Genomic DNA, 26,674 nt, shown 5'->3' with positions numbered 1-26,674 from the left:
GGGGAGTCAAGATGGATGTGTTGCTGACAGAAAAACAACGTCTTTGGAGAAAACGAGTAGCAGAATTTGCACGCCAGCATGTATTCCCTGAAATAGAAGCGATGGAACAGGGCGTGTTCCCGAAAACGCTTTTAGCTGAAATGGGTCGGCAAGGCTTTTTAGGCATTCCGATCCCAGATAAGTATCACGGATTAGGGGCAGATTTCACAACCTATATCATGGCGATTCATGAATTATCCAAAGTAAGTGCAACCATCGGTGTCATTGTATCCGTTCATACATCTGTTGTGACGATGCCGATTTTGGCGTTTGGAACAACTGAACAAAAAGAATCCTACGTTCCCAAGCTTGCGTCTGGGCAGAAGCTGGGCGCCTTTTGTCTAACTGAACCGAAGGCAGGATCAGATGCCTCTAGTATTCAGTTGAAAGCAGAGCGCACAGACGATCACTATGTGTTAAATGGAACGAAAATTTTTATCACAAGCGGCGGTGAAGCGGAAGTCTATCTTGTATTTGCCGTGACAGACCCTACTTCTGCTAAGAAAAATATATCAGCGTTCATTGTGGAGAAGGGGACACCAGGATTTACGATCGGAAAAGATGAGAAGAAGATGGGTCTGCATGGATCAAAAACAGTCACACTTCATTTTGACGGTGTTCGAATTCCAAAAAAACAGCTGCTCGGTGCAGAAGGAGATGGCTTTCGGATTGCCATGTCTAGCTTAAATGCGGGGAGAATCGGCATTGCGGCTCAAAGCCTTGGCATTGCAGAAGCCGCATTAGCTGAGGCGGTCACGTATTTAAAGCAGCATCCAGCTGGCCTTGAAACGACCATTCGGTTGGGCGATCTGGGCACCAAGCTGGAAGCGGCAAAACTTCTTGTCTATCAAGCGGCTTCTTATAAAGAGGCCAATCGCCCTGTCACGAAGGAAGCGTCGATGGCGAAGTTGTTTGCATCTAAAACAGCGGTTGATATTAGTACAGAAGTCATCCATTTGCTTGGTCTAGCCGGTTACACGAAGCAATACCGAGCAGAGCGGTACTTTCGTGATGCGAAAATTTGTGAGATTTATGAAGGAACAAGTGAAATACAAAGGCTGGTTATTTGTAAACAGCTAATATGAAGTGAGGTGGCTCATGATGCAGTTCCAATTAAGTGACGAACACGAAATGATACAAAAAATGGTGAGAGATTTTGCGAAAAATGAAGTGGAGCCAACAGCAGCAGAGCGAGATGAAACAGAATCGTATGATCCCGCTATTTTTCGTCAAATGGCGGAGCTTGGTTTAACGGGAATCCCTTGGCCAGAAGAAAATGGGGGGATTGGTAGTGATTATTTGGCCTATGTCATAGCGGTTGAAGAGCTCTCGCGAGTGTGCGCCTCAACAGGCGTCACCCTATCTGCTCACACATCACTCGCCTCATGGCCAATCTATACATTCGGAACAGATGAGCAAAAGGAGACGTATTTAAAGCCGCTTGCAGAGGGACAGAAGATCGGCGCATACGCACTGACCGAGAGCGGCTCGGGTTCAGATGCTGGCGGAATGAAAACAACAGCAGTAAAAGCAGGGAATGAATACGTCTTGAACGGGGCGAAGATTTTTATTACCAATGGAGGCATTGCGGATTATTATATTGTGTTTGCTGTTACTGATAAGGATCCTTCATCCCGTAATACAACAGCTTTTATCGTAGAAAAAGAGACGCAAGGCTTCTCAATCGGCAAAAAAGAAAGCAAACTAGGCATCCGCTCATCGCCAACGACAGAAATCATCTTTGAAGACTGTCGTATACCCGAAAGGAACCGGCTTGGTCAAGAAGGCGAAGGTTTTAAGATAGCGATGATGACACTTGACGGCGGCAGAAACGGTATTGCGGCACAAGCTGTTGGTATTGCTCAAGGTGCTCTGGATGCAGCAGTCAATTACGCAAAGGAGCGCAAACAATTTGGTAAAACAATTATTCAGCAGCAAGGCATTGCTTTTAAGTTAGCGGATATGGCAACGGCAATTGAGGCCTCAAGACTGCTCACCTATCAGGCAGCATGGCTTGAAACGAAAGGGCTTCCGTATGGGAAAGAATCAGCTATGTCCAAGCTTTTTGCCGGTGATACAGCCATGAAGGTGACGACAGAAGCTGTACAAATCTTCGGCGGATACGGCTATACAAAGGATTACCCAGTCGAACGCTACATGCGTGATGCGAAAATCACTCAAATCTATGAAGGTACACAAGAAATCCAGCGGCTGGTCATCTCACGGAAACTGCTAGATATGTAGAAACGAAGCAAAGACCACCTGATGTGAGGTGGTCTGTTTTTGTCTCAAATGTGAAATCCTCTCCAATGTGATCTCATATTACTTGATCGTTATGGTAAAATTGGAAAAAGAACCAAAATGGAGGTTATCATGATGAACACAACATTTATTGGCATTTTAGGAATCGTCACGATGATCATATGGATTATGGTCTCCACAGAGCTTTCAAAGTCTCCAAAAAGGAAGGAAGAAAAAGAAAACAGCCGCAGAAAACTCATTGTACTCGTGTCTGCGGGCACTTTATTCACCGTACCTTTGGTTTTTTCACTCATTCAGAATATCCAGCTGTAACTAAACCGCTGCGGACTGTTTTAATTTCACCCATTTGAAAAAAACAAAACGGACAAGTGGTCCCATAATCAAAAGCTGCAAAGGGAACGCCAACATGACATTATGACCGAAAATCGTTAAGTAATCAGATAGAATCGATTGTGTTTGAAATCCTGTGCTGATGCTTTGAACGACAAATCCGCATAAAGACATGACACACACCATCCCAAACACGATAAAGATAGAAAGAGTGAGAATAAAATAGATTTTCTTGCCTTTTGGGGCAAAACGGTTGGCTGCTTTTTTTGCTGAAGGCCCAACAATACACATCTCAATCAACAACGTGATGGCAAAACCGATCACATAGGTGAGTACACCTTCTAACCATGTCATATGTCCAAGCTGTCCATTTAGAAATAAATTATAAAAGAACATCACTGAAAACATACAAAAACACATCAAGACACCAAATTGTATTTCTTCTTTTTTTGTCATTGGCAATTCGATCAACCTCTCAAAATTAGTCTATTTATTATAGATTTCTGTTTCAATTCGTCGTAAGTGAACATTTTGTGAAGGAATAATTCCCCTTTTTTAAGAAGAGTAAATGACTTTGTATTCATCAAAAGAGAAGACAAAAAAGCATGCAAAACGTGTGCTTCACACATGAATTGTGCCAATTCGTCACAAATGATTGACCGCTAGAGGCTCCTCTTGTGAAAAAATCAAAAATTAACATCAATAAAGGTGGCATAAACTCCCCTAATTTGTTTATAATGAGAGGTATGGTTTGTCGTAAGAATAAGGTATAAATACTTATTATTTCACTGATAAATGGATACATACATGTAATAGAAAGGGAGTGTCTGACCTTGAGTTTGAAAGAATACTCACAGGAACAGCTCAAACAAATGTCTTTAGTTGAACTTGCTTATGAAATTTTCAGAGACAGCAAAACGCCGATTACGTTTTCCGAGTTAATAGATGAAATGGTCCGTTTGCAAGGGATACAAAAATCTGATCTTGATGATCGACTTGCTCAATTTTATACAGACTTAAATATAGATGGCCGCTTTATTTCGTTAGGTGATCAGAGATGGGGACTTCGCAGCTGGTATCCAGTTGATCAAATTGAAGAAGAAGTTCAGCCAGCTGTGAAAACAAAAGCGAAAAAGAAAAAAACAAAAGCTGCTGTCGTTGAAGAAGACTTCGATGATATTGAAGAAGAAGAAGAAATCGACGAGCTTGAAGAAGATCTTGATCTTGTTGAAGACGACGAGGACCTTGACCTAGATGATGAAGAAATCGATGAAGAGATAGAAGACTTCGACGAAGATGATGATGAAGATGATGACGGCTTAACGGAAATTGATGAAGACGATTTAGACGATGATGAGGAAGACAAATAACCCTCACAAACCGGTCCTGAAAACAGGACAAAACCGTCTTGACTTTCCAGAGCGAACTATGTAGTATGTATTTTGGGCTCTCTAAAAAAGAGTACGTAAAGATACGTTCATTTACGCTCCCTTTCATTTATTTGAAAGGGAGCTTTCTTATTTTTCAAGAGATTTAGGGATACACTCTAAAAGGATGAAGCTGTGCATGTCTAGTCATGCAAGGGTAAAAAAGAGAGGAGCATACGAAATGACAAAGTATATTTTTGTAACAGGAGGAGTTGTTTCCTCACTTGGAAAAGGGATCACGGCTGCATCGTTAGGCCGCCTTCTGAAAAATAGAGGGATGGATGTCACCATTCAAAAATTTGATCCATATATCAACGTAGACCCAGGGACAATGAGTCCATACCAGCACGGTGAGGTATTTGTTACAGACGACGGTGCTGAAACAGACCTTGACTTAGGTCACTACGAGCGCTTCATTGATATTAACTTGAATAAATACAGCAACGTCACAACTGGTAAAATCTATTCTACAGTCCTGAAAAAAGAGCGCCGCGGTGACTACTTAGGTGGAACAGTACAGGTTATTCCCCACATTACAAATGAAATCAAAGACCGTGTGTACCGTGCCGGGAAAGAAACGGGTGCAGATGTGGTCATTACAGAAATCGGTGGAACAGTAGGAGACATCGAATCCCTTCCATTCCTTGAAGCGATTCGTCAAATGAAGAGTGACATCGGCCGTGAAAACGTGATGTACATTCATTGTACCCTTGTTCCTTACATCCGTGCAGCAGGCGAACTGAAAACAAAACCAACACAGCATAGTGTAAAAGAACTTCGTAGTCTAGGTATTCAGCCAAACGTCATTGTGGTCAGAACTGAAATGCCATTGGCACAAGACATGAAGGACAAAATTGCGCTATTCTGTGATATTGATACGAAAGCAGTCATCGAATGTCAGGATGCAGATACCCTTTATTCGATTCCGCTTGATTTACAAAAACAAGGATTAGACAAGCTTGTATGTGAGCACATGAAGCTTGACTGTCAAGATGCGGACATGACGGAGTGGACGGCGCTTGTTGATAAAGTACAAAACCTTTCAAAACAAGTTACGATTGGTCTAGTAGGGAAATATGTTGAGCTGCAAGATGCATACATTTCTGTCGTTGAATCACTTCGTCATGCGGGCTATGCATTTGATGCGGATGTTCAAATCAAATGGATCAACGCAGAAGAAGTCACAGCAGAAAATATGGCTGATTTCGCTCAAGATGTAGACGGCATTATTGTTCCTGGAGGCTTCGGAGACCGCGGAGTAGAAGGGAAAATCATTGCAACACAATATGCGCGCGAAAACAAAGTGCCATTCTTCGGAATCTGCTTAGGTATGCAAGTCGCATCTATCGAATATGCGAGAAACGTACTAGGTTTAGAGGGAGCACATTCCGCTGAAATTGATCCAGAAACAGCATTCCCAATCATCGACCTTCTTCCAGAACAGAAGGATGTTGATGACTTAGGTGGAACACTTCGCCTCGGCCTATACCCTTGTAAATTAAACGAAGACTCAAAAGCATTTGCTGCATACAATGACGAAGTCGTGTACGAACGCCACCGTCATCGCTATGAGTTTAATAACGAATTCAGACAGCAAATGGAAGCAGCAGGTTTTGTCTTCTCTGGTACAAGCCCAGACGGACGCCTTGTTGAAATCATTGAACTGAAGGATCACCCATGGTTCCTTGCTTCTCAGTTCCACCCAGAATTCATTTCAAGACCGACAAGACCACAGCCGTTATTTAGAGATTTCGTTGGTGCTTCACTACAGGCATCTGAATCAAAATAAAACAAAAAACTGCCGAGAATATCATCTTCTCGGCAGTTTTTTTATTCATATTCCTCAACGATTTCTTTCACAGTAAACGATAGAGCATGGTAGACATATAAGCAGGTCATCAGTGCAGGATAGCCGAACCTTGTTCCATCTTCAGCAGGCACAAGTGGTTTTTTGAGCTGAAAATCAATGTGGACATCACAATGCTCTTCAATAAATGATGTCTCCTTTTGTGCAGGGCCGACACCGACAATAGGTGTGCCTTGTTCGTGCAGCTCTTTGACAAGGGATTGAATCTCTTGATCTTCTGGATCTGAATAAAATAAAAGCACCCTGTCACTTGGATGAAGTAAGCTGCGCTCCTTTTGATCCAGCGGCAGAACCTTCGCACCCGGAAACGGCTCCTTGCTCTCGGATGCCTCTAAGGCTACAGCCGCCAGTTCATTCTTGCCATGAAAATACACGGCATGTCCACTGACAACGGCCTGAGCAAGAAGGCGTGCACCGTCTTCGATCGCTTCGGCCTGCTTATCTCCAATACGTGAAAAAATACCTGATAATTGGGTAGTGAAAATTTTTAACAAGACTCATTTCCTCCTTCTGTCAGATCATTTTATAATAGAATATAAAGAGAATATTAGGAAAAATGCTCAGAAAATGTCGTAAAGTAAACTATTATAATTAAAGGAAATGTGAAAATCAAACAGAATTATTTAACAACAGCTCTTTTTATGGCGAAAAATGAAAGCAATGGGGTGTAACAGATGAATGAGAAAATTTTAATTGTCGATGATCAGTACGGTATTAGAATATTGCTGAATGAAGTGTTTCATAAAGAAGGCTATCAAACCTTTCAAGCCGCTAATGGACTACAGGCATTAGATATTGTGAAAAACCATAGACCAAACCTCGTCCTGCTTGATATGAAGATACCCGGAATGGATGGCATTGAGATTTTAAAACGCATGAAATTAATTGATGAAGACATCCGTGTGATCATTATGACAGCTTATGGCGAACTAGATATGATTCAAGAGTCTAAAGAGCTCGGTGCATTAACGCATTTTGCTAAACCATTTGATATTGATGAAATCCGTGATGCAGTCAAAGAATACTTGCCGCTCGAAACAAATGGCTAGATGGAAATGATTGAATCAAGTCATTCTGTTGCCGATTTGTCGAATAATTGGTATTCTAGATAAGAAGAAGAAAGCGATCTGACTTTGAAAGTTTACATATGGCGAGAAATTCTGGTCATGCTAGGGTGGAGAGCTTTTTTTAGTAAGCAAATTAGCTACATAGGGAGGATTTTTCATCATGCCTTTAGTTTCAATGACAGAAATGTTGAAAGACGCAAAGGAAAAAGGTTACGCTGTTGGACAGTTTAACTTAAATAACTTAGAATTCACGCAAGCGATTTTACAAGCTGCTGAAGAAGAGAAATCTCCAGTTATCTTAGGAGTATCTGAAGGAGCAGGACGCTACATGGGCGGCTTCAAAACAGTTGTCGCAATGGTAAAAGCGTTAATCGAAGAATATAATGTAACAGTTCCTGTTGCGATTCATTTAGATCACGGTTCAAGCTTTGAATCTTGTGCAAAAGCGATTCATGCAGGATTTACTTCTGTGATGATTGATGCTTCTCACCATCCATTTGATGAGAATGTAGCGACAACTGCAAAAGTAGTTGAGCTTGCACATTTCCACGGTGTATCTGTAGAAGCTGAGCTTGGAACTGTTGGTGGACAAGAAGACGACGTCATCGCTGAGGGCGTTATTTATGCTGATCCAAAAGAGTGCCAAGAGCTTGTAGAACGTACTGGTATTGACTGCCTTGCGCCTGCACTAGGTTCAGTTCATGGTCCATACAAAGGTGAACCAAACCTTGGTTTCGCTGAAATGGAAGAAATCGGTAAAACAACTGGACTTCCACTTGTTCTTCACGGCGGAACAGGTATCCCAACTGCTGACATCAAGCGTGCGATTTCACTTGGTACAGCAAAAATCAATGTAAACACTGAAAACCAAATTGCTTCTGCGAAAGCAGTTCGCGAAACACTGGCTGTAAAAACAGAAGAGTATGATCCACGTAAATATCTTGGACCAGCTCGTGACGCAATTAAAGCGACTGTTATCGGCAAAATGCGTGAATTTGGTTCTTCTAACCAAGCATAATTTGATGAGAACCGAAAGCCGCCTGAGTCACAGGCGGTTTTCTCCATATCATGAGAAAGCGCAATCAAATTTACATTTCAGACAATTTATTGATAGGAGAGTGGCACAGTTATGTTATTTTTCGTAGACACAGCGAATATCGCAGACATCAAAGAGGCACACGAGCTTGGCATTTTAGCAGGCGTGACAACAAACCCTAGTTTAGTAGCGAAAGAAAAGGACGTATCGTTCCACGACCGCCTTCGTGAAATCACTGACGTGGTATCAGGTTCAGTTAGTGCGGAAGTCATTTCCCTCAAAGCAGAAGAAATGATCGAAGAAGGAAAAGAGCTGGCTGCTATTGCACCAAATATCACAGTGAAAATCCCAATGACAACAGACGGTCTTAAAGCGGTCAAAGCGTTAACAGACCTTGGAATTAAAACAAACGTCACGTTGATTTTTAGTGCAAACCAGGCACTTCTTGCAGCTAGAGCTGGTGCGACGTATGTCTCTCCATTCCTCGGCCGCTTAGATGACATTGGCCAAAATGGTCTTGATCTCATTAGTGAAGTGAAAACCATTTTTGATGTTCATGGATTAGATACACAAATCATTGCTGCATCCATTCGTCACCCGCAACATGTGACAGAAGCTGCGCTTAGAGGTGCTCATATCGGCACAATGCCGCTGAAAGTCATCAAGCAGCTGACAAAACACCCATTAACGGATGCAGGCATTGAGCAATTTTTAGCAGACTGGAATAAGTAAGTGATTGTGGCAGACGGATACGCATCCGTTTGCCGCAGTTTTCCTTAAATACGCTAAGAAATGTTTTGTGCAAAGAAGAGAACATCACAGCCTCGCAAAGCTTCGATTATTTTTCTTCCGACAAATTTCGTTTAACCTGTATTCTTTCTCTTGATATTGGCTAAATTTTGGACAAGACCTTTTAAAGCGCGACATCCACAAACAGTATAACTCCAACAGTGATCTTCTTTAAGAAGGGAGACAAATATGGAAAAGTTAAACATTGCCGGCGGTGACCCCTTGCGCGGGACCGTACATATTAGTGGTGCGAAAAATAGTGCTGTGGCACTGATTCCTGCCACGATTCTCGCTGATTCTCCAGTAACCATTGAAGGCCTTCCGCATATTTCAGATATTGAAACATTACGAGATCTGTTAGAAGAGATTGGCGGAAAGGTCACGTTTGAAAAAGGTGAGATGGTTGTCAATCCTGCCTCCATGATCAGTATGCCGCTTCCTAATGGGAAAGTGAAGAAGCTACGAGCATCCTATTATTTAATGGGCGCCATGCTCGGTAGATTCAAGCAGGCTGTCATTGGATTACCAGGGGGATGTCACTTAGGACCTAGACCGATCGATCAGCATATCAAAGGCTTTGAAGCACTTGGAGCCGAGGTGACAAACGAACAGGGTGCGATTTATTTGCGCGCTGAAAAATTAGTCGGAGCCCGTATTTATCTTGATGTTGTCAGTGTAGGTGCGACCATCAATATCATGCTGGCAGCCGTGCTAGCTGAAGGGAAAACAGTGATTGAAAATGCCGCAAAAGAACCCGAAATTATTGATGTAGCAACACTGCTTGCAAGCATGGGAGCTAAAATCAAAGGTGCGGGGACGGATGTGATTCGGATCGAAGGTGTGGAATCTCTTCATGGCTGCAGGCATTCCATCATCCCTGACCGCATAGAAGCAGGTACATTTTTAATTGCAGGTGCAGCGATGGGGGATGAAGTTGTGCTTGATAATGTGATCCCAACTCATTTAGAATCAATTACGGCGAAACTTAGAGAGATGGGATTCACAATTGAAACAAGCAACGATCAAATGCTGATCGTTGGCAGAAATGAAGGACTCAAGCCTGTCGATATCAAAACCCTTGTGTATCCGGGCTTTCCGACCGATCTTCAACAGCCGATGACGGCTTTGTTAACAAAAGCGAAAGGCACGAGTGTCGTGACAGATACCATTTATTCTGCCCGCTTTAAACACATTGACGAATTGCGTCGAATGGGTGCTAACATGAAGGTGGAAGGAAGATCTGCCATTATTACAGGTCAAACGCAGCTTCAAGGTGCAAAGGTCAAAGCAAGTGATCTGCGAGCAGGTGCTTGTCTCGTTGTTGCAGGGTTAATGGCAGACGGTGTGACCGAAATCACAGGGCTTGAACATATAGACAGAGGATATAGTATGCTTGAGGAGAAGCTTGAAGGCTTGGGTGCAACCATCTGGCGTGAAAAGCTAAATGACCAAGAAATAGAAGAACTTCAAAATTCATAAGGCTTTGACTGTGAGAGGAGATTTGGACAAAAATGGAAAGAAGTTTATCGATGGAACTAGTACGGGTGACAGAAGCAGCTGCATTAAAATCTGCTCGTTGGATGGGTAGAGGTTTAAAAGACGAAGCGGATGATGCTGCAACAAGTGCCATGCGTGATGTATTTGATACGATTCCGATGAAGGGAACTGTCGTCATCGGCGAGGGAGAAATGGACGAAGCGCCAATGCTTTATATTGGGGAAAAGCTTGGAAACGGATATGGACCTCGCGTGGATGTCGCTGTTGATCCATTGGAAGGAACAAATATTGTGGCAAGCGGCGGCTGGAATGCTTTAGCTGTTATCGCTGTTGCAGATCATGGCAACTTGCTGAATGCACCTGATATGTACATGGATAAGATCGCAGTAGGTCCAGAAGCGGTAGGCTGCATCGACATTGAAGCGCCTGTCATTGACAATCTTCGTGCTGTTGCAAAAGCGAAAAACAAAGATATTGAAGATGTTGTTGCGACAATTTTAAACAGAGAGAGACATGAAAAGATCATTGCTGAGCTGAGAGAAGCTGGTGCAAGAATCAAGTTGATCGATGATGGTGACGTTGCAGGAGCCATTAATACAGCATTTGATCACACAGGTGTTGATATTCTATTTGGTTCAGGTGGAGCGCCTGAAGGTGTCCTTTCTGCTGTTGCGCTTAAAGCACTTGGTGGAGAAATCCACGGTAAGCTTCTTCCACAAAGTGAAGAAGAGCTGAGACGCTGTGAGAAAATGGGACTGGATGTTGGAAAAGTCCTCAGAATGGAAGACCTCGTGAAAGGCGATGACGCCATTTTTGCAGCGACAGGTGTAACAGATGGCGAGTTATTAAAAGGTGTTCAATTTAAAGGCTCTGTTGGAACAACACATAGTGTTGTCATGCGTGCGAAATCAGGTACTGTTCGATTCGTCGATGGCAGACACAGTTTAAAGAAAAAACCGAATCTTGTCATTCGTCCGTAATCTGAAAGCGGGTATTCTTTACCCGCTTTTCATATAGGTGTCAAATATATATCATTTTCTTTTTAAAGTTGAATATTCCCTGCAAATGAGGTAAAACTAAAGAGTGCTGCGAAATTTTCTGCGAATTTACTTCTTTTAAGCTTCAACAAGTTTAAATACTGCCGCATCATGACGATATACTCATTATCCTTCTCTATGTTGACAAAGCTCAATTTCACATTGTTCCTATCTTTATGATAAAACGAGTGGGAGCGTTACCATGAGAGCGAGGTCATTCCAACAAAAACGGAATTAAAAGCTAATCAAATACAATGGTCATGCATTTGTAATGAAATACATTGACTAGAAAAGTGTGGTGTCCATATTGAAAGATGTTTCGATTTCATCTTTGGAAAATATGAAATTAAAAGAGCTGTATGAGTTAGCAAAAAAGTACAAAATCTCTTATTACAGCAAACTAACAAAAAAAGAATTAATTTTTGCCATCTTAAAGGCGAATGCTGAGCAAGAGGATCTCTTATTTATGGAAGGGGTTCTAGAAATTATTCAGTCAGAGGGATTTGGTTTCTTAAGACCAATTAACTACTCCCCAAGTTCTGAAGACATTTATATTTCAGCTTCACAAATCAGACGCTTTGATTTAAGAAATGGTGATAAGGTGTCTGGAAAGGTACGACCTCCAAAAGAGAATGAACGCTACTATGGCCTCCTTCATGTCGAAGCGGTAAATGGGGACGACCCAGAATCAGCTAAGGAACGTGTTCACTTTCCTGCACTCACGCCGCTATTCCCTGATCGTCAAATGATTCTTGAAACACAGCCTAATCACCTGTCTACTAGAATTATGGATATGATGGCACCAGTTGGGTTTGGACAGCGTGGTTTAATTGTTGCACCGCCTAAGGCTGGGAAAACCATTTTGCTCAAAGAAATTGCCAACAGTATCTCTGAAAATCATCCAGAGGCAGAACTGATTGTTCTTCTTATTGACGAACGTCCAGAGGAAGTAACAGATATCGAACGTTCTGTTGCAGGGGATGTCGTTAGCTCAACCTTTGACGAAGTACCGGAAAACCACATTAAAGTAGCAGAGCTTGTATTAGAGCGTGCGATGCGTCTAGTTGAACATAAAAAAGATGTCATCATCTTAATGGACAGCATCACAAGGCTTGCTCGTGCATACAACCTGGTCATCCCGCCAAGCGGCCGAACGCTTTCCGGCGGTATTGATCCAGCTGCTTTCCACCGTCCAAAACGCTTCTTTGGTGCTGCGCGTAACATCGAAGAAGGTGGAAGCTTGACCATTTTAGCTACTGCACTTGTTGATACAGGATCACGTATGGATGATGTGATTTATGAAGAGTTTAAAGGAACAGGAAACATGGAGCTCCATTTAGACCGTTCTCTTGCAGAAAGAAGAATTTTCCCAGCCATCGACATTCGTCGTTCCGGTACAAGAAAAGAAGAACTGCTTGTGCCTAAAGAGCATCTTGATCGTCTATGGGCGATGAGAAAATCAATGTCAGATACACCTGATTTCGCTGAGAAATTCATGCGCAAAATGAGAAAAACAAAGACAAACCAAGAATTTTTCGATATTTTAACGCAAGAGTGGAAACAAGCAAATATGTCTGCATCAAGAAGATAGCTTCCTGAAAAAATACATTTGCAATCATAGACTCACACTGTTATAATTTTATCATGTGCGTTTCAGAATTTATTCTGAGATATTAACTCTGTTTCCGAATTGGATTCAGGGCGGAAGGAGATGACAGTAGATGAAAACAGGAATTCATCCTAACTACAAAAAAGCTACAGTCAAATGCGCTTGTGGAAATGAGTTTGAAACTGGATCAGTAAAAGAAGAGGTACGCATCGAGATTTGCTCTGAGTGCCATCCTTTCTATACAGGCCGTCAAAAATTCGCTTCTGCTGATGGACGTGTTGACCGCTTTAACAAAAAATACGGTCTTAAGTAATAATAGATACAATAAACAGGCAGGAATCCGTTCTTGCCTGTTTTTTTACGTGGATTGATGGAACTTTAAAACGGGGGAGAAGACCTTATGTATGTGATGAAACAAAGCGGTTGGCTTGAAGTTATCTGCGGAAGTATGTTTTCTGGAAAGTCGGAAGAATTGATTCGGAGAGCCAAAAGAGCCACCTTTGCCAAACAAGAAGTAAAAATATTCAAACCAGCGATTGATAACCGGTATAGCACAAGCTCAGTTGTGTCACATAACGGTTCATCGGTCGATGGGATTGCAGTAACCTCACCAAAAGACATAATAACGCACATATCAGAACGAACCGATGTCATTGGCATTGATGAGGTGCAATTTTTTGATGAGACAATCATTGATATTGTCACTCAGTTGGCTGATAAAGGCTACCGAGTCATTGTTGCAGGCCTTGATCAAGACTTCAGAGGAGAGCCATTTGGTGTTGTTCCGCATTTAATGGCATGTGCAGAGCTTGTAACAAAACTTCAAGCAGTTTGTTCGGTATGCGGCTCCCCAGCGAGTAGAACACAACGCTTGATCGACGGTAAACCCGCATCCTATGATGATCCCATTATTTTAGTAGGTGCGCAGGAATCATACGAAGCACGATGCAGACATCACCATGAAGTACCAAAACTAGATGTTGGTACAACACTTGACAATTAAAAAAATAGCAAATGCCGCTGTGTTTCGTTTTTCGAGATTTTGGCTGAACACCCATCATTTGTACTTAAATAAATTAAATAACGCTACGAAAAAATTATCTAATTTTCAACGCTTGCGTTTTGGTATAAGCAGGCATAAAATGACTAACTGTAGTGTAAAGCATTTAAACGAAAAGTTCGATTTCTTGTCATAATTTTTTTGATTAAGGATTTTTCTCCTTGATCGTTCTTTGTATTAATAGTTCACTTTATTTATATTTTAGAAAGAGGGTAGTTTTTGATGAACAACGTGAAGAAAACAAAAGAAGGGTACCTCGAAACCACTTTGACAGGTAAAGATGTATTATCGATTCCAACGTTGAACAAAGGCGTTGCTTTCTCTGAAGAAGAAAGACAAGAGCTTGGACTAGAAGGATTACTTCCTCCAACTGTTCTGACTTTAGAACAGCAAGCAGAGAGAGCATACAAGCAATTTCTAGCTCAGCCAGATCGTCTTCGTCAAAACGTATACTTAAGTGATTTGCAAAACCGTAACGAAGTATTGTTCTATAAGCTTCTAACGGACAAGCTTCGTGAAATGCTTCCTGTTGTTTACACACCAACTGTTGGTGAAGCGATTCAAGAATACAGCCATGAATACAGAAGACCTCATGGTGTCTACCTTTCAATCGACAACATTGACGGTATTGAGAAAGCATTTGAAAACTTACATGCAACAGCAGGCGACATCGACCTCATCGTAGCAACTGACTCTGAGAGTATTCTTGGAATTGGTGACTGGGGTGTTGGTGGTATCAACATCGCAATTGGTAAATTAGCTGTTTACACGGCTGCAGCAGGTATTGATCCAAGCCGCGTCATTCCAGTTGTATTAGATGTTGGAACTAACAATGAAAAATTATTAAATGATCCATTGTACATCGGGAACCACCACAAACGTGTACAAGGTGAAAAATACGAAGAGTTCATTGATGCGTATGTCAAAGCAGCACTTAAATTCTTCCCGAAAGCATTGCTTCACTGGGAAGACCTTGGAAACAAAAATGCGCGTAACATCATGAAAAAATACAACGACAACATCTTAACATTTAATGATGATATCCAAGGTACTGGTGCCATTACTTTAGCGGGTGTTCTTGCAGCTGTCAAGAAAACTGGTACTCAATTGAAAGATCACCGTGTGATGATTTTCGGAGCTGGATCAGCTGGAATCGGAATCGCCGATCAAATGCGTGACACAATGGTTCTTGAAGGTCTAAGTGAAGAAGAAGCAAACAATGCATTCTGGACGTTAGACTACAGAGGGTTACTAACAGATCAGTTTGAAGATGAAGTGCTTGATTTCCAAAAACCATACCTTCGTTCTTCTGATGAAGTAGAAGGCTGGGCTCGTGATGAAAAAGGACAAATCTCATTTGCTGAAGCTGTTCGCAAGGTGAAGCCAACCATTCTTATTGGTACATCAGGTCAAGGCGGCGCATTCACTGAAGAAATTATTAAAGAAATCGCAGCTCATACAGAGCGTCCAGTGATCATGCCGATGTCTAACCCAACACCACTTGCTGAAGCAGTACCGGAAGATCTATTCAAATGGACAGACGGTCGTGCGCTTGTTGCAACTGGAAGCCCATTCGAAAATGTCGAGTATAACGGAATTGAACATGAAATCGGACAATCAAACAATGCGTTCGTTTTCCCTGGACTTGGTCTTGGTTCAATCGTAACGGAATCAAAAATTATTACAAAAGGCATGTTCGTTGCTTCTGCAAATGCGATCGCTGAAATGGTTGATCATGAAAAACCAGGCGCTGGACTGCTTCCAAGCATTGATAAATTGCAAGAAGTATCAATTAAGGTAGCTGTTGAAGTAGCAAAAGCAGCAATTAAAGATGGTGTCGCAAGAAGAACACCTGACAACATCGAACAAGCTGTGAAGGATGCTATGTGGATTCCTGAATATAAAAAAATTGTAAGAGCATAATAAAATGTGTAACGCGGCATTGTTTCGGGTAATGTAAGCAATGCCGCTATAAAATAAGAAACATGTAAAGGATTCAAGGAGGAATAGTAAGATGGACTTTTTAAATATTTTGATCCTCCTAGCACCGATTTTTTTCGTTATCGCGCTGGGTTGGTTCGCAGGGAACTTCGGCAGCTATGACGCTAAATCTGCAAAAGGTGTAAGTACACTTGTTACAAAGTATGCTTTGCCAGCGCACTTTATCGCCAGCATTCTGTCAACACCAAAAGATAAATTCTATAGTCAAATTCCATTTTTCGTTGCATTGATTCTCGGAATCGTAGGCTTTTATATCATTATCCTTTTAGTTACGAAATTTGCTTTTAAATATGATTTAACAGATTCATCTGTTTTCTCATTAAACTCAGCACAACCGACCTTTGCATTTATGGGGATTCCGGTCTTGGGCAGTTTATTTGGGGCTCAAGAAGTTGCAATTCCGATTGCTATTACCGGAATAGTTGTAAATGCATTGCTTGATCCAATTGCTATTATTGTGTCAACTGTCGGTGAAAAAACAAAAGGAAAAGCCAAAGACGGCGAAAGTTTCCTAAAAATGACGACGAAAGCGATTTTGCACGGTTTATCAGAGCCGCTTGCGCTTGCACCGTTAGCAAGTATCATTCTTGTTCTTTTAGGATTTAAACTTCCTGAAATCGGACATGAAATGCTAGAGGAAATTGGAAGTGTGACATCAGGGGTTGCGCTCTTTGCAGTCGGTGTCACAGTCGGTATCCGCAAAATTAAACTGAGCTTACCAGCTTTCAGTATCGCATTGCTCAAAGTAGCTGTACAACCGTTACTTATGTATTTTATCGCCATTCTTATGGGACTTTCGGCAGATGAAATTACAAAAGCTGTATTGCTTGTTGCCTTCCCAGGTTCAGCTGTTGCGGCCATGATCGCCACTCGATTTGAGAAACAGGAGGCAGAAACAGCATCCGCATTTGTGATCAGTGCGATCATGTCACTCATTACGTTACCGATCATTATTGCACTTACCGTATAATATAGTAGAAAGGCTGCCTCGTTAGGCAGCCTTTCTTAGCGAAATGAATGAAACAGAGGGAAGAGCGCACGCTTTTTTTTCATTTCGGGGTGTGCCTTTTCCTTTTCTTCTTCTTTTGATGGTTTTGGTTTTGTCAATGTGGCTGTGAGGCGTTCTAATTTTGCAGTTAATTCTTCAATTTCTCTTCTGTGCTGGAGGAGCTGGTAGGAAACGCCTTCATCTGCTTTCTTAGCGAGTTTCCGTTCTAATTCTTGAAAACGGGCTTCAATATGACTGACATGTGATTGCTCTTGAAGGAGCTGTTTCACTTGTTCTTCTAAGGCTTCTATCCGTTTTGATGAGTCAGAAGTTTCTACAGTAGGTGATAATTGCTGGGCGGTTTCTTCATGAATCGGCAGTCTAATGTCATGGAGAATCACACCTTCGTTCATTTGGTGTTGGACCTCTTTGAGTAGCTGGACAATGTCATCATGAAATTCGTAATGTCCAAGTTCATTCCGGGCGACAGGGATGTTGAGCTGTTTGACCCAGCGCTGAATGGTTTTTGAAGATACACCAATTTCCTTTGCAACCTCATTTGTATTCAAACCAAATGCCCTCCCTTTTTTCAATTATAAGTACCATTCTCTTTCGTGAGCATCCGTTCCTTCACGTTAGACAAAACAAGTAACCAATCGCCAAAGATCGTGTTTTCTAGTGAAAAATTGCAGAAAATCAATTGTTTTGGAAATTTTTTTGACTGTCATACCCCGCTATACTATAATTAGACTGTTACGCACAAAACAGAGGTGAAGACCATGTTAGACCGTTTAAAATCAATTGAAGAACGCTATGAAAAGCTAAATGAATATTTAAGTGACCCTGAAGTGGTGAATGACCCTAAGAAGCTTCGTGAATATTCGAAGGAACAATCTGATATTCAAGAAACTGTTGAGGTATATAGACAATATCGTGCGGCATATGATCAGCTAAGTGATGCGAAAGCCATGCTGGAAGATAAGCTCGATGCCGATATGCGCGACATGGTCAAAGAAGAAATTTCAGAGCTCACAGAGGAAACAGAACGTTTAGAAGACGAGCTAAAAATCTTGCTGATCCCGAAAGATCCGAATGACGATAAGAACGTTATTGTGGAGGTTCGTGGTGCAGCGGGCGGAGAAGAGGCTGCGCTGTTTGCAGGAAACCTGTACCGTATGTACAGCCGTTATGCTGAAATGCAAGGCTGGAAAACGGAAGTCATGGAAGCGAGTGTCACTGGAACTGGCGGTTATAAGGAGATCATCTTTATGATTAGCGGTAAAGGTGCATATTCTAAACTAAAGTTTGAAAACGGTGCACACCGCGTGCAGCGTGTTCCTGAAACTGAGTCAGGCGGCCGTATTCATACATCAACAGCGACAGTTGCTGTATTACCAGAGGCTGAGGAAGTTGAAATTGATATCCACGAAAAAGATATTCGTGTGGATACATTTGCATCAAGCGGGCCAGGGGGACAAAGTGTTAATACCACAATGTCTGCTGTTCGTTTGACTCACCTTCCAACCGGTGTAGTGGTTTCCTGTCAGGATGAGAAATCACAAATCAAAAACAAAGAAAAAGCGATGAAAGTTTTGCGTGCGAGAATTTATGATAAATTCCAGCGTGAAGCACAAGCTGAATATGACCAAACCCGTAAATCTGCTGTTGGAACAGGGGATCGTTCAGAGCGTATCCGTACGTACAATTTCCCGCAAAACCGTGTGACGGACCACCGCATTGGATTGACGATTCAAAAGCTTGATCAAATTTTAGAAGGAAAACTTGACGAGGTCATTGATGCATTAATTATGGAAGACCAAGCAAGAAAACTTCAAAATGCAAAATAAAGAGCGAACGATCTTTGAAGCCCTTAAATGGGCTTCTTCTTTGTTAACGGAAGCGGGCAGAGACCAAAACGCAGCAGAGTTAATGTTGATGCATGTGCTTGGATGGAGCAGAAGTGAACTTCTTGCCCGTTTTCATGATCCACTGCCAGAGGAGCAAGATTCACAATTCAGCAAGTTCGTTACGCAGCACAAGCGTGGAGTGCCTGTGCAGCATTTAACGGGTGTTGAATTTTTTTATGGGCGTCCTTTTGAGGTAAACAAACACGTTCTGATTCCTCGTCCTGAAACGGAGGAAGTGGTGCTGGCGGCATTAAACATGATGAATCGTGTGTTTCCTGATGATCAGCCGCTCAAAGCTGTTGATGTAGGAACAGGTAGCGGTGCAATTGCGATTACGTTAGCTCTTGAAAAAGAATCTCTCACTGTGACAGCGACGGATATTTCACATGAAGCACTTGAAGTAGCAAAGCGAAATCAAGAAGCGCTTGGTGCAGACGTTCATTTTGTCCAAGGGGATTTACTTGAACCGATTATGGCTCAAGGCATCAAAGTCGATGTGTTTATTTCCAATCCGCCTTATATTGCGGCAGAAGAAATGGATGGTTTATCAGAGGTTGTCACAAAGCATGAACCTGTCAATGCGCTGACAGATGGGCGTGATGGCCTGTGGTTTTATGAGCGTATCGCTTGTGATCTCCACAAGGTACTTCATCAGCAAGCGGTGGTTGTCTTTGAAATAGGACATACACAAGCACAAGATGTAAAAGCGCTTCTTTTGCAGGCGTTCCCTTCAGCTGATGTTCATATCATCAAGGACATCAACGGAAAAGATCGAGCAGTTTGCGCACACATTCAAAACGGAAGTCCGGCTGAATAAAGTCGGACTATTTTATTATGTAAAGATGAAACTTATGGTAAAAGGGAAACGTATATATAGAAGAATGAACATTCTGATCATGATTTTTTACATAAATTTGTTTTGAAGGAGCGAATGGTGTGAACAGAAGGTATGCGATGGTGTTGGTCATCGTCAGTGTACTATTGATTGTGAGTGCTTGCGGTAAACCGAGCTTTAAAAAAGAAGCAGCAACATTTGGGGAAAACTATAAAAAAGCACAATACACAGTGAATCGGACGGATGACCTATCTGACATGAAGGAGAAGTTGAAGAATTATTTAACCGAGCATGAATATCAAGAATATACACAAGACAGCATGTTTCCAAGTGTATTAGAAGCAGCAAAAGATCAAGATTGTCAAATTAAACTGAAAAAAATTACGTTTACACCTTCAGATGAAAGCGATGACAGGATTGAATTTGACTATGAAATGATCATTCAATTTATTGACCATAAAGGAAAGGTCAAAAAGGAAATTGAGAAAAAAGGTGCAATGACAGTGATCAAAACAGATTCGGGATTAAAAATCAGTCGAGATTGGGATGGGAGACTGTACCCTTCCGATTACCAATCCTCACTAAAAAGCCGTTCATAAGTTGTTGAATGGCTTTTTTGCATGCAGAAAAAACATTGATTCGCTCACCTCATGTAGTTGTTTTTTACTCATAATCTATTAAAAAAATCATTTTTGCTGTTTACGAGATGCGTTTCCTGGACACAATGTTTGTAGCGAAGAGAAAAAGTGGGGGGAACACATCATGTTCAAAAGTAAAATGATGATTTGTCTTTATATGTTTCTATTATTATGTGGTGCTTTTGCAAACCTTGGAAAAGAGGAGACGGCGGCTGCTTCTGCCAATCAGCCTGTTGTGATTCCAGATGAAGCCATTCGTTTACGCATTTTAGCCAACAGTGACCGGTCGGCAGATCAAGATGTGAAACGAAGTATTCGAGATGAGGTCAATGCCAATATAACAGAGTGGGTGAAAGACCTCACATCCATTGAAGAAGCCAGACGTGTGATTCGTTCAAAGCTTCCAGACATCAATCGTATCGCCAAAGCAAAATTAAAGGAACAACACATTGATCAATCCGTATCGGTCAGCTTTCAAAAAGCCTCATTTCCAACAAAGCTATATGGCAACTTTGTTTATCCTGCTGGGAAATATGAAGCCATTTTGATTACGTTAGGGGAAGGAGACGGAGCCAATTGGTGGTGTGTGTTATTCCCACCTCTCTGCTTTATCGATTTTTCAAACGGAGAAGCGATCGCCTCACCAGAAGGAGATGATAAAGAGCAGGTAGCCGCAGAGCAATCAAATGAATCTGTCAATGAAGTGGTAAAAGAAGAAGAGACGGGTGAAGTGAAATTCTTTCTGTTCGAATGGGTCTCTAGTCTTTTCTCTTAAAAAAGGTCTAAATCTGTTTTTGCCTCATAGAGTTGAAGTAAGAGAACAAAAAGAGGTGAAAGCATGTATTATCAATTAAGAATAGCGACAGAAGAAGATGCCCCGGCTATTAATGCTTTTCTTGAAAAAGGCCAAGCAAAAGGCGGGGTGACGATTGCAGAGCGTACGTCATTTGTGGTCATGGAAGGTGCAGACGGTGAGCTTGCAGGCTGTTTAGGCCTTGAACGACTAAATGAACAAGAAGGATTGCTAAGATCACTTGTGATATCAGATAAACTTGGTCAGGGGCACATCGTTTCTCTGTTCCAAAGTGTTCAAACGCTAGGGGAAAAACAAGGTGTGGACACCTTTTATGTTGTAGCCAATCACTCCTCCTCGCATGATTTTTTAGCGCTGATGGGCTTTACGCCTATAGAGGAAATCCCAGAAAGTGTGTGGGTATCTGCGCATGCTAAAGAGTCGTTGGGAAAAGAGCAGGCGGTTGTGCTGCAAAAAACAGCTAGTTAATCACAAAATACCGGACTTATTCACATACTTATCCACTGTAAAACAAGCGTTATCCACAAATTGTGGACAACGCTTGTTTTATTTAGCATCATCTTTTATACTTTCAAAAGGATAATTGAGATATATCAACAGTTTTATCTTTTTTAAAAGGAGTTTGTATGATGTTAAATACAAAAAGGTGGTCTGTGGATTTAAAAAAGGATTTATCCACATACTATCCACAAATTGAACAAGCAGCTCTGTTGTTGCGGCAGAATGAAGTGGTCGCTTTTCCGACAGAAACGGTTTATGGACTAGGGGCAAATGCAAAAGAGACAGAGGCTGTGAAGAAAATTTATGAAGCGAAAGGACGCCCAAGTGATAATCCGTTGATTGTTCACATTGCGGACGTTCAACAGCTTCATGAATTTGCGCAAATAGAAAATGAAAAAGTAACAGCGCTGATGGATGCCTTTTGGCCAGGCGCTCTCACCATTGTTCTACCTTGTAAGCCGGGCACATTATCAAAGCAGGTGACGGCAGGTTTAACGACAGTAGGCGTAAGAATGCCTGATCATCCTGTTGCGCTTGAACTCATCCGAGCAGCTGGTCTGCCAATTGCCGCACCAAGTGCCAACCGTTCGGGAAAACCGTCGCCGACACTTGCGGACCATGTCGCGAGTGATCTTGATGGGAGAATTGCTGGCATTGTCGATGGTGGTTCAACAGGTATTGGTGTGGAGTCAACGGTTGTATCCTGTATAGACGAGATTCCAGTGATCTTAAGGCCGGGCGGTATTACAAAAGAAGCGTTAGAAGAGGTCGTAGGAACAGTCAACATAGATCCAGGGCTGACGAAAAAGGATGAGGCGCCTGTATCGCCGGGAATGAAATACACACATTATGCACCTGAAGCACAAATGTATATATTTCATGGAAGTGATGAAGACATGCAGCTGCACATTCAGAAGTACCGAGCTGAAGGGCTAAAAGTAGGTGTGCTGACGACAGAAGAAAAGAAGGAATGGTTTGCGGCAGATGTTATCTTTAGCTGTGGATGGAGAGAAAAGCCTGAAACGGTTGCGGCAAACTTATATCGTGTGCTGAGACAATTTGATGAAACGGATGTAGACTTGATCATTTCAGAAGCCTTCTCAGAGCAGGGAGTTGGTTCTGCGATCATGAACCGTCTGCAAAAAGCGGCAGGAGGGCGTACCCTCTCTTCGTTCAAATAGTTCTAACCTCTCTTGGACAAACATAGGTTAAAGGAGAATGCGTGTCCAAGGGGGATTTACATGAATGAACTAGCTGGCGAATTGCTGACACTCAGTATCATGGCTTTTGCACTTGGAATGGATGCCTTTTCGGTGGGACTCGGCATGGGGATGATTCAGCTGAGATTCCGCCAGATCCTTTATATTGGACTTGTCATTGGGATATTTCATATGTTTATGCCTCTTTTTGGCATGCTGACAGGTCAGCTTTTATCTGGCTGGCTTGGGCTCCTAGCAACCTATATTGGCGGGGCGCTGCTTTTGGTGCTGGGTCTGCAAATGATCATCGCTTCTATCCGAAAAGAAGATAAGCCATTTATCGCACCTGTTGGGGCCGGTCTCGTTCTTTTTGCAACAAGTGTGAGTTTAGATAGTTTTTCCGTTGGCTTAAGCCTGGGGATTTACGGTTCTCGGGTGTTGATGACCATTTTATTGTTTGGCTTTTTTAGTATGATGCTCACATGGCTTGGATTATTACTCGGTAAACAGGTTCGGTCATGGGTAGGTTCATATAGCGGTGCGCTTGGCGGGTTTATTTTACTAGCCTTTGGAATCAAATTATTATTTCCGCTCTAGCCAGTCTCCTTACATAACATGTAGAATGAAATGCTATATAATAGAAGAAAAGGAGGTCGAAAGATGAATATCTTATTTGTTTGTACGGGAAATACTTGCAGAAGTCCGATGGCTCAAGCCCTTTTTTCCTCCATTGCAGATGAAAAAGGCTTACAGGTCACTGTAAAATCAGCGGGCATCTTCGCCTCTGATGCAGGGAAGGCTTCTCCTCAAGCAGTCGAAGCATTATTTGAGAAAAGCATTCCACTGAATCACTCATCGTCTAAACTAACAGAAGAACTTCTTCATGAAGCAGATTATGTCTTTACCATGACGATTCAGCATAAGCAGTTGATTGTAGAGCAATACGCTCATGTGAAAGACAAGGTCTTCACTCTAAAAGAATTTGCGACAGGATCAGAAGGTGACGTGTCGGATCCATTTGGAGGGAGTCTCTCCATTTATCAGGAGACACGAGATGAACTAGAAACGCTATTGTATCAACTTGCTAAAAAGCTTAAACAGGATCACAAATCCTCATAAATGGACAACCTGTAAAACCGTTGCGCAAACGGTTTTTCTGCTTTTGTTTGCAAATGACTAGGCAGAGGTTAAAATATAACTGTAAATAAAGAATGAATGTAAGACATGACAGATCAACTCACCCTTAGGAGGAATTGCCCGATGAAAGTAGCCATTGCATCCGATCACGGCGGAACGAATATTCGTGAAGAAATCAAACAACTAATGGATGAATTAAAGATTGAATACATTGATATGGGTTGTGAATGTGGATCAGGTTCTGTAGACTACCCAGACTATGCTTTTCCTGTAGCCAACATGGTGGCAAACGGAGAAGTCGATCGAGGCATTTTGATTTGCGGGACAGGTATTGGTATGAGCATTTCAGCAAACAAAGTGAAAGGCATCCGCTGTGCACTGGCGCATGATACATTCAGTGCAAAGGCGACGAGAGAACATAATGATACAAATGTTCTTGCGATGGGAGAACGAGTCATTGGACCAGGATTGGCAAGAGAGATTGCTCACATTTGGCTGACAACAGAATTTACTGCAGGACGTCATGCTGTGCGGATTGGTAAAATCGCTGATTACGAAGAAAAGCATCTGTAAGGAGCGCTTAACATGAACATTGGTCAAGATTGGCTTGAAATGTTAAAAGAGTTTCATCAAACAGTTGAACTGCGAGCCGGCCACATTTTAGTGATTGGCTGCAGTACGTCAGAAGTGGCTGGCGAGCACATTGGGACAGCGGGAAGTGAGCAAATTGCTGAAGCTATTTATCAAGAGCTCGATCAACTGAGGCGCGAGATAGGAATTGAATTGGCCTTCCAATGCTGCGAGCATTTGAATCGTGCCCTCGTTGTGGAAGAAGAGGTGGCTTACCGGGTTAACTTAGAGATTGTAGCGGCAGTACCTGTCCGTAAGGCGGGTGGTTCTATGGCGGCTCATGCGTATCAGCAAATGGAACACCCTGTGCTGGTTGAATCCATTTCAGCACATGCAGGGATTGATATCGGTGATACATTCATCGGCATGCACTTAAAGCGGGTAGCCGTACCGGTCCGTCTCAGCCGTCATCAATTAGGACAAGCACATGTGACGTTTGCAAAAACTCGTCCAAAGCTGATTGGCGGAGAACGAGCCGTTTATACAAGATCATAGTTCGGATATATTTCTAATATAATGTTGAATGATGAAGACGCTTCACCCCTTGAATATTCGGGTTTTCATAAAAAAGAAGTCGATTTTCCAAAAAAAACTTTTACATTTTACTCAAAAACCGTGTACAATGAGATGGTGAAAACATCGAATGGAAATAGATTGGAGAGGATTTCGCTGATGAAACATTTACCTGAGCAAGACGCACAAGTATTCAAAGCAATTCAACTAGAGCGGAAACGCCAGCAGGACAAAATCGAATTAATTGCATCAGAAAACTTCGTAAGCGAAGCAGTCATGGAAGCGCAGGGCTCTGTCTTAACAAACAAATATGCAGAAGGTTACCCTGGTAAACGCTACTATGGCGGCTGTGAACATGTAGACGTTGTAGAAGATATCGCACGTGACCGCGCAAAAGAAATTTTTGGCGCTGAGTATGTGAACGTACAGCCTCACTCAGGAGCTCAAGCGAATATGGCCGTATACTTTACAATCCTTGAGCATGGCGATACAGTGCTAGGCATGAACTTATCACATGGCGGGCATTTAACACATGGAAGCCCTGTAAACTTTAGCGGCGTACAGTACAACTTTGTAGAATACGGTGTAGATAAAGAAACACAACATATCGACTACCAAGATGTACTTGAAAAAGCACGTGAGCATAAGCCGAAACTAATCGTAGCGGGGGCAAGTGCTTACCCACGTCAAATTGATTTCAAAAAGTTCCGTGAAATTGCCGATGAAGTCGGTGCTTACTTTATGGTGGACATGGCTCACATCGCGGGTCTTGTTGCAGCAGGTCTTCATCCAAATCCTGTTCCTTACGCTGATTTTGTGACAACGACAACTCACAAAACATTGCGCGGACCTCGCGGCGGAATGATTCTATGCCGTGAAGAGTTTGGTAAAAAGATCGACAAATCGATCTTCCCTGGTATTCAAGGTGGACCACTCATGCATGTGATCTCTGCAAAAGCTGTTTCTTTCGGTGAAGTATTGAACGGAGATTTCAAAACATATGCACAAAATGTGATTGATAACGCAAAACAACTAGCTGAAACACTTTTATCTGAGGATATTCAGCTTGTATCTGGTGGAACAGATAACCATCTTGTTCTCATCGACTTGCGCTCTCTTGGCATTACAGGAAAAATTGCAGAAAACGTTCTTGATGAAATTGGTATCACGGTGAACAAAAATGCGATTCCATATGATCCAGAGAAACCATTTGTTACAAGTGGTGTACGTGTAGGTACAGCAGCAGTGACAAGCCGTGGCTTCGATCAAGAAGCGATGAAAGAAGTCGGTTCCATCATTGCGCTTGCGCTGAAACATCATGAAGATGAAGCGAAATTAGAAGAGGCGAAAAAGCGTGTATCTGATCTGACAGCTCGTTTCCCTCTATATCAAGAATTAGATTATTAAGATGCAGACCCATTTGCCTATTTTTGGCATGTGGGTTTTTTTTGTAGGATTTGCGAATCATATTGAAAGATGATGTCTTTTTAT

General features: G+C 42.2%; 29 protein-coding genes. 26 read left to right on the top strand and 3 right to left on the bottom strand.

Annotation, left to right across the window (positions count from 1 at the left end; genetic code table 11):
* The first annotated feature begins 11 nt into the window (after window positions 1–11).
* The 3 genes from ACNO7B_RS17150 (at window position 12) to ACNO7B_RS17140 (ending at window position 2,613) form a co-directional block, all read left to right on the top strand.
* A complete protein-coding gene (locus ACNO7B_RS17150; RefSeq protein WP_417901740.1) occupies window positions 12–1,124 on the top strand; it encodes an acyl-CoA dehydrogenase family protein in 1,113 nt (370 codons plus the stop codon).
* 16 nt (window positions 1,125–1,140) lie between these two features.
* Window positions 1,141–2,283 carry an acyl-CoA dehydrogenase gene (locus tag ACNO7B_RS17145; RefSeq protein WP_417901739.1) on the top strand — a complete coding sequence of 381 codons (1,143 nt, stop codon included), beginning with the start codon at window positions 1,141–1,143 and terminating at the stop codon, window positions 2,281–2,283.
* 132 nt (window positions 2,284–2,415) lie between these two features.
* On the top strand, window positions 2,416–2,613 hold the full coding sequence (locus tag ACNO7B_RS17140) for a hypothetical protein (RefSeq protein WP_034647437.1): 198 nt from the start codon (window positions 2,416–2,418) through the stop codon (window positions 2,611–2,613).
* Here ACNO7B_RS17140 and ACNO7B_RS17135 read toward each other — a convergent pair whose 3' ends face one another.
* Complete coding sequence (locus tag ACNO7B_RS17135; RefSeq protein WP_417901867.1) at window positions 2,614–3,087, bottom strand: DUF2798 domain-containing protein; 474 nt, start codon at window positions 3,085–3,087, stop codon at window positions 2,614–2,616.
* A 377-nt stretch (window positions 3,088–3,464) separates the two neighbouring features.
* On the opposite strand from ACNO7B_RS17135, the gene rpoE reads away from it, so the two are divergent.
* Both rpoE and pyrG read left to right on the top strand, forming a co-directional pair.
* Window positions 3,465–4,001, top strand: a complete 537-nt coding sequence (gene rpoE, locus ACNO7B_RS17130) for a DNA-directed RNA polymerase subunit delta (RefSeq protein ID WP_035389808.1) — start codon at window positions 3,465–3,467, stop codon at window positions 3,999–4,001.
* Window positions 4,002–4,239: 238 nt separating this feature from the next.
* The gene (gene pyrG, locus ACNO7B_RS17125; protein WP_017360053.1) at window positions 4,240–5,847 is read left to right on the top strand and encodes a glutamine hydrolyzing CTP synthase; all 1,608 of its coding nucleotides are present in this window, start codon (window positions 4,240–4,242) and stop codon (window positions 5,845–5,847) included.
* A 41-nt stretch (window positions 5,848–5,888) separates the two neighbouring features.
* Here the strand turns inward: pyrG and ACNO7B_RS17120 are convergent, their stop codons facing one another.
* Window positions 5,889–6,419, bottom strand: coding sequence for a DUF2529 domain-containing protein (locus tag ACNO7B_RS17120; protein WP_008343445.1), 531 nt, complete (start codon window positions 6,417–6,419; stop codon window positions 5,889–5,891).
* Between the two features lie 180 nt (window positions 6,420–6,599).
* Between ACNO7B_RS17120 and ACNO7B_RS17115 the strand changes: the two genes are divergently transcribed.
* The 10 genes from ACNO7B_RS17115 (at window position 6,600) to ACNO7B_RS17070 (ending at window position 16,991) form a co-directional block, all read left to right on the top strand.
* Window positions 6,600–6,974 (top strand): response regulator, encoded by a 375-nt coding sequence (locus ACNO7B_RS17115; protein WP_003214681.1) that lies wholly within the window; start codon window positions 6,600–6,602, stop codon window positions 6,972–6,974.
* A 178-nt stretch (window positions 6,975–7,152) separates the two neighbouring features.
* Complete coding sequence (locus ACNO7B_RS17110; RefSeq protein WP_058213507.1) at window positions 7,153–8,010, top strand: class II fructose-bisphosphate aldolase; 858 nt, start codon at window positions 7,153–7,155, stop codon at window positions 8,008–8,010.
* A gap of 111 nt (window positions 8,011–8,121) precedes the next feature.
* Complete coding sequence (gene fsa, locus ACNO7B_RS17105) at window positions 8,122–8,760, top strand: fructose-6-phosphate aldolase (RefSeq protein ID WP_003215343.1); 639 nt, start codon at window positions 8,122–8,124, stop codon at window positions 8,758–8,760.
* 246 nt (window positions 8,761–9,006) lie between these two features.
* Window positions 9,007–10,296, top strand: coding sequence for a UDP-N-acetylglucosamine 1-carboxyvinyltransferase (locus ACNO7B_RS17100; RefSeq protein ID WP_417901738.1), 1,290 nt, complete (start codon window positions 9,007–9,009; stop codon window positions 10,294–10,296).
* 32 nt (window positions 10,297–10,328) lie between these two features.
* Entirely contained in the window at window positions 10,329–11,294 is a 966-nt protein-coding gene (gene glpX / locus ACNO7B_RS17095) for a class II fructose-bisphosphatase (RefSeq protein WP_007497670.1), read from the top strand.
* Window positions 11,295–11,658: 364 nt separating this feature from the next.
* Window positions 11,659–12,942 carry a transcription termination factor Rho gene (gene rho / locus ACNO7B_RS17090; RefSeq protein ID WP_007497667.1) on the top strand — a complete coding sequence of 428 codons (1,284 nt, stop codon included), beginning with the start codon at window positions 11,659–11,661 and terminating at the stop codon, window positions 12,940–12,942.
* Window positions 12,943–13,072: 130 nt separating this feature from the next.
* Window positions 13,073–13,273 (top strand): 50S ribosomal protein L31, encoded by a 201-nt coding sequence (gene rpmE / locus ACNO7B_RS17085; RefSeq protein WP_003215407.1) that lies wholly within the window; start codon window positions 13,073–13,075, stop codon window positions 13,271–13,273.
* Window positions 13,274–13,360: 87 nt separating this feature from the next.
* Entirely contained in the window at window positions 13,361–13,963 is a 603-nt protein-coding gene (locus ACNO7B_RS17080) for a thymidine kinase (RefSeq protein ID WP_007497666.1), read from the top strand.
* A gap of 279 nt (window positions 13,964–14,242) precedes the next feature.
* A complete protein-coding gene (malS, locus tag ACNO7B_RS17075) occupies window positions 14,243–15,943 on the top strand; it encodes an oxaloacetate-decarboxylating malate dehydrogenase (RefSeq protein ID WP_024718762.1) in 1,701 nt (566 codons plus the stop codon).
* Between the two features lie 91 nt (window positions 15,944–16,034).
* Window positions 16,035–16,991 (top strand): AEC family transporter, encoded by a 957-nt coding sequence (locus ACNO7B_RS17070; protein WP_007497662.1) that lies wholly within the window; start codon window positions 16,035–16,037, stop codon window positions 16,989–16,991.
* Window positions 16,992–17,026: 35 nt separating this feature from the next.
* Here ACNO7B_RS17070 and racA read toward each other — a convergent pair whose 3' ends face one another.
* On the bottom strand, window positions 17,027–17,578 hold the full coding sequence (gene racA, locus ACNO7B_RS17065) for a chromosome-anchoring protein RacA (protein ID WP_039962987.1): 552 nt from the start codon (window positions 17,576–17,578) through the stop codon (window positions 17,027–17,029).
* Window positions 17,579–17,788: 210 nt separating this feature from the next.
* Here racA and prfA point away from each other — a divergent pair, with 210 nt between their 5' ends.
* From prfA to glyA, 11 genes are all read left to right on the top strand, one after another.
* Window positions 17,789–18,856 (top strand): peptide chain release factor 1, encoded by a 1,068-nt coding sequence (gene prfA, locus ACNO7B_RS17060; protein WP_008343422.1) that lies wholly within the window; start codon window positions 17,789–17,791, stop codon window positions 18,854–18,856.
* Window positions 18,846–19,733, top strand: a complete 888-nt coding sequence (gene prmC, locus ACNO7B_RS17055) for a peptide chain release factor N(5)-glutamine methyltransferase (protein ID WP_282833326.1) — start codon at window positions 18,846–18,848, stop codon at window positions 19,731–19,733. Before prfA ends, prmC begins: the two co-directional genes overlap by 11 nt.
* A 137-nt stretch (window positions 19,734–19,870) precedes the next feature.
* Entirely contained in the window at window positions 19,871–20,350 is a 480-nt protein-coding gene (locus ACNO7B_RS17050; protein WP_410551916.1) for a hypothetical protein, read from the top strand.
* A gap of 163 nt (window positions 20,351–20,513) precedes the next feature.
* Window positions 20,514–21,164 (top strand): stage II sporulation protein R, encoded by a 651-nt coding sequence (gene spoIIR, locus ACNO7B_RS17045; RefSeq protein ID WP_046344668.1) that lies wholly within the window; start codon window positions 20,514–20,516, stop codon window positions 21,162–21,164.
* Between the two features lie 63 nt (window positions 21,165–21,227).
* Window positions 21,228–21,671, top strand: coding sequence for a GNAT family N-acetyltransferase (locus ACNO7B_RS17040; protein WP_058213510.1), 444 nt, complete (start codon window positions 21,228–21,230; stop codon window positions 21,669–21,671).
* Between the two features lie 161 nt (window positions 21,672–21,832).
* Window positions 21,833–22,885: an L-threonylcarbamoyladenylate synthase gene (locus ACNO7B_RS17035; RefSeq protein WP_081298178.1), complete on the top strand. Its 1,053-nt coding sequence runs from the start codon at window positions 21,833–21,835 to the stop codon at window positions 22,883–22,885.
* Between the two features lie 60 nt (window positions 22,886–22,945).
* The gene (locus tag ACNO7B_RS17030) at window positions 22,946–23,500 is read left to right on the top strand and encodes a manganese efflux pump MntP family protein (RefSeq protein WP_052320298.1); all 555 of its coding nucleotides are present in this window, start codon (window positions 22,946–22,948) and stop codon (window positions 23,498–23,500) included.
* Between the two features lie 63 nt (window positions 23,501–23,563).
* On the top strand, window positions 23,564–24,022 hold the full coding sequence (locus ACNO7B_RS17025) for a low molecular weight protein arginine phosphatase (protein WP_017360042.1): 459 nt from the start codon (window positions 23,564–23,566) through the stop codon (window positions 24,020–24,022).
* Between the two features lie 141 nt (window positions 24,023–24,163).
* Entirely contained in the window at window positions 24,164–24,613 is a 450-nt protein-coding gene (rpiB, locus tag ACNO7B_RS17020; RefSeq protein WP_003214714.1) for a ribose 5-phosphate isomerase B, read from the top strand.
* Window positions 24,614–24,625: 12 nt separating this feature from the next.
* Window positions 24,626–25,165, top strand: a complete 540-nt coding sequence (locus ACNO7B_RS17015; protein ID WP_058213512.1) for a TIGR01440 family protein — start codon at window positions 24,626–24,628, stop codon at window positions 25,163–25,165.
* A 177-nt stretch (window positions 25,166–25,342) separates the two neighbouring features.
* A complete protein-coding gene (gene glyA / locus ACNO7B_RS17010; protein WP_024718755.1) occupies window positions 25,343–26,590 on the top strand; it encodes a serine hydroxymethyltransferase in 1,248 nt (415 codons plus the stop codon).
* Window positions 26,591–26,674: the final 84 nt, after the last annotated feature.

The sequence above is a fragment of the Bacillus sp. AK25 genome (assembly GCF_048270685.1).
In the GTDB taxonomy this organism is placed as follows: Bacteria; Bacillota; Bacilli; order Bacillales; family Bacillaceae; genus Bacillus; species Bacillus altitudinis.
The sequence above is the reverse complement of the archived record's forward strand: the minus strand, read 5'-3'. Positions and strand labels throughout refer to the sequence as shown.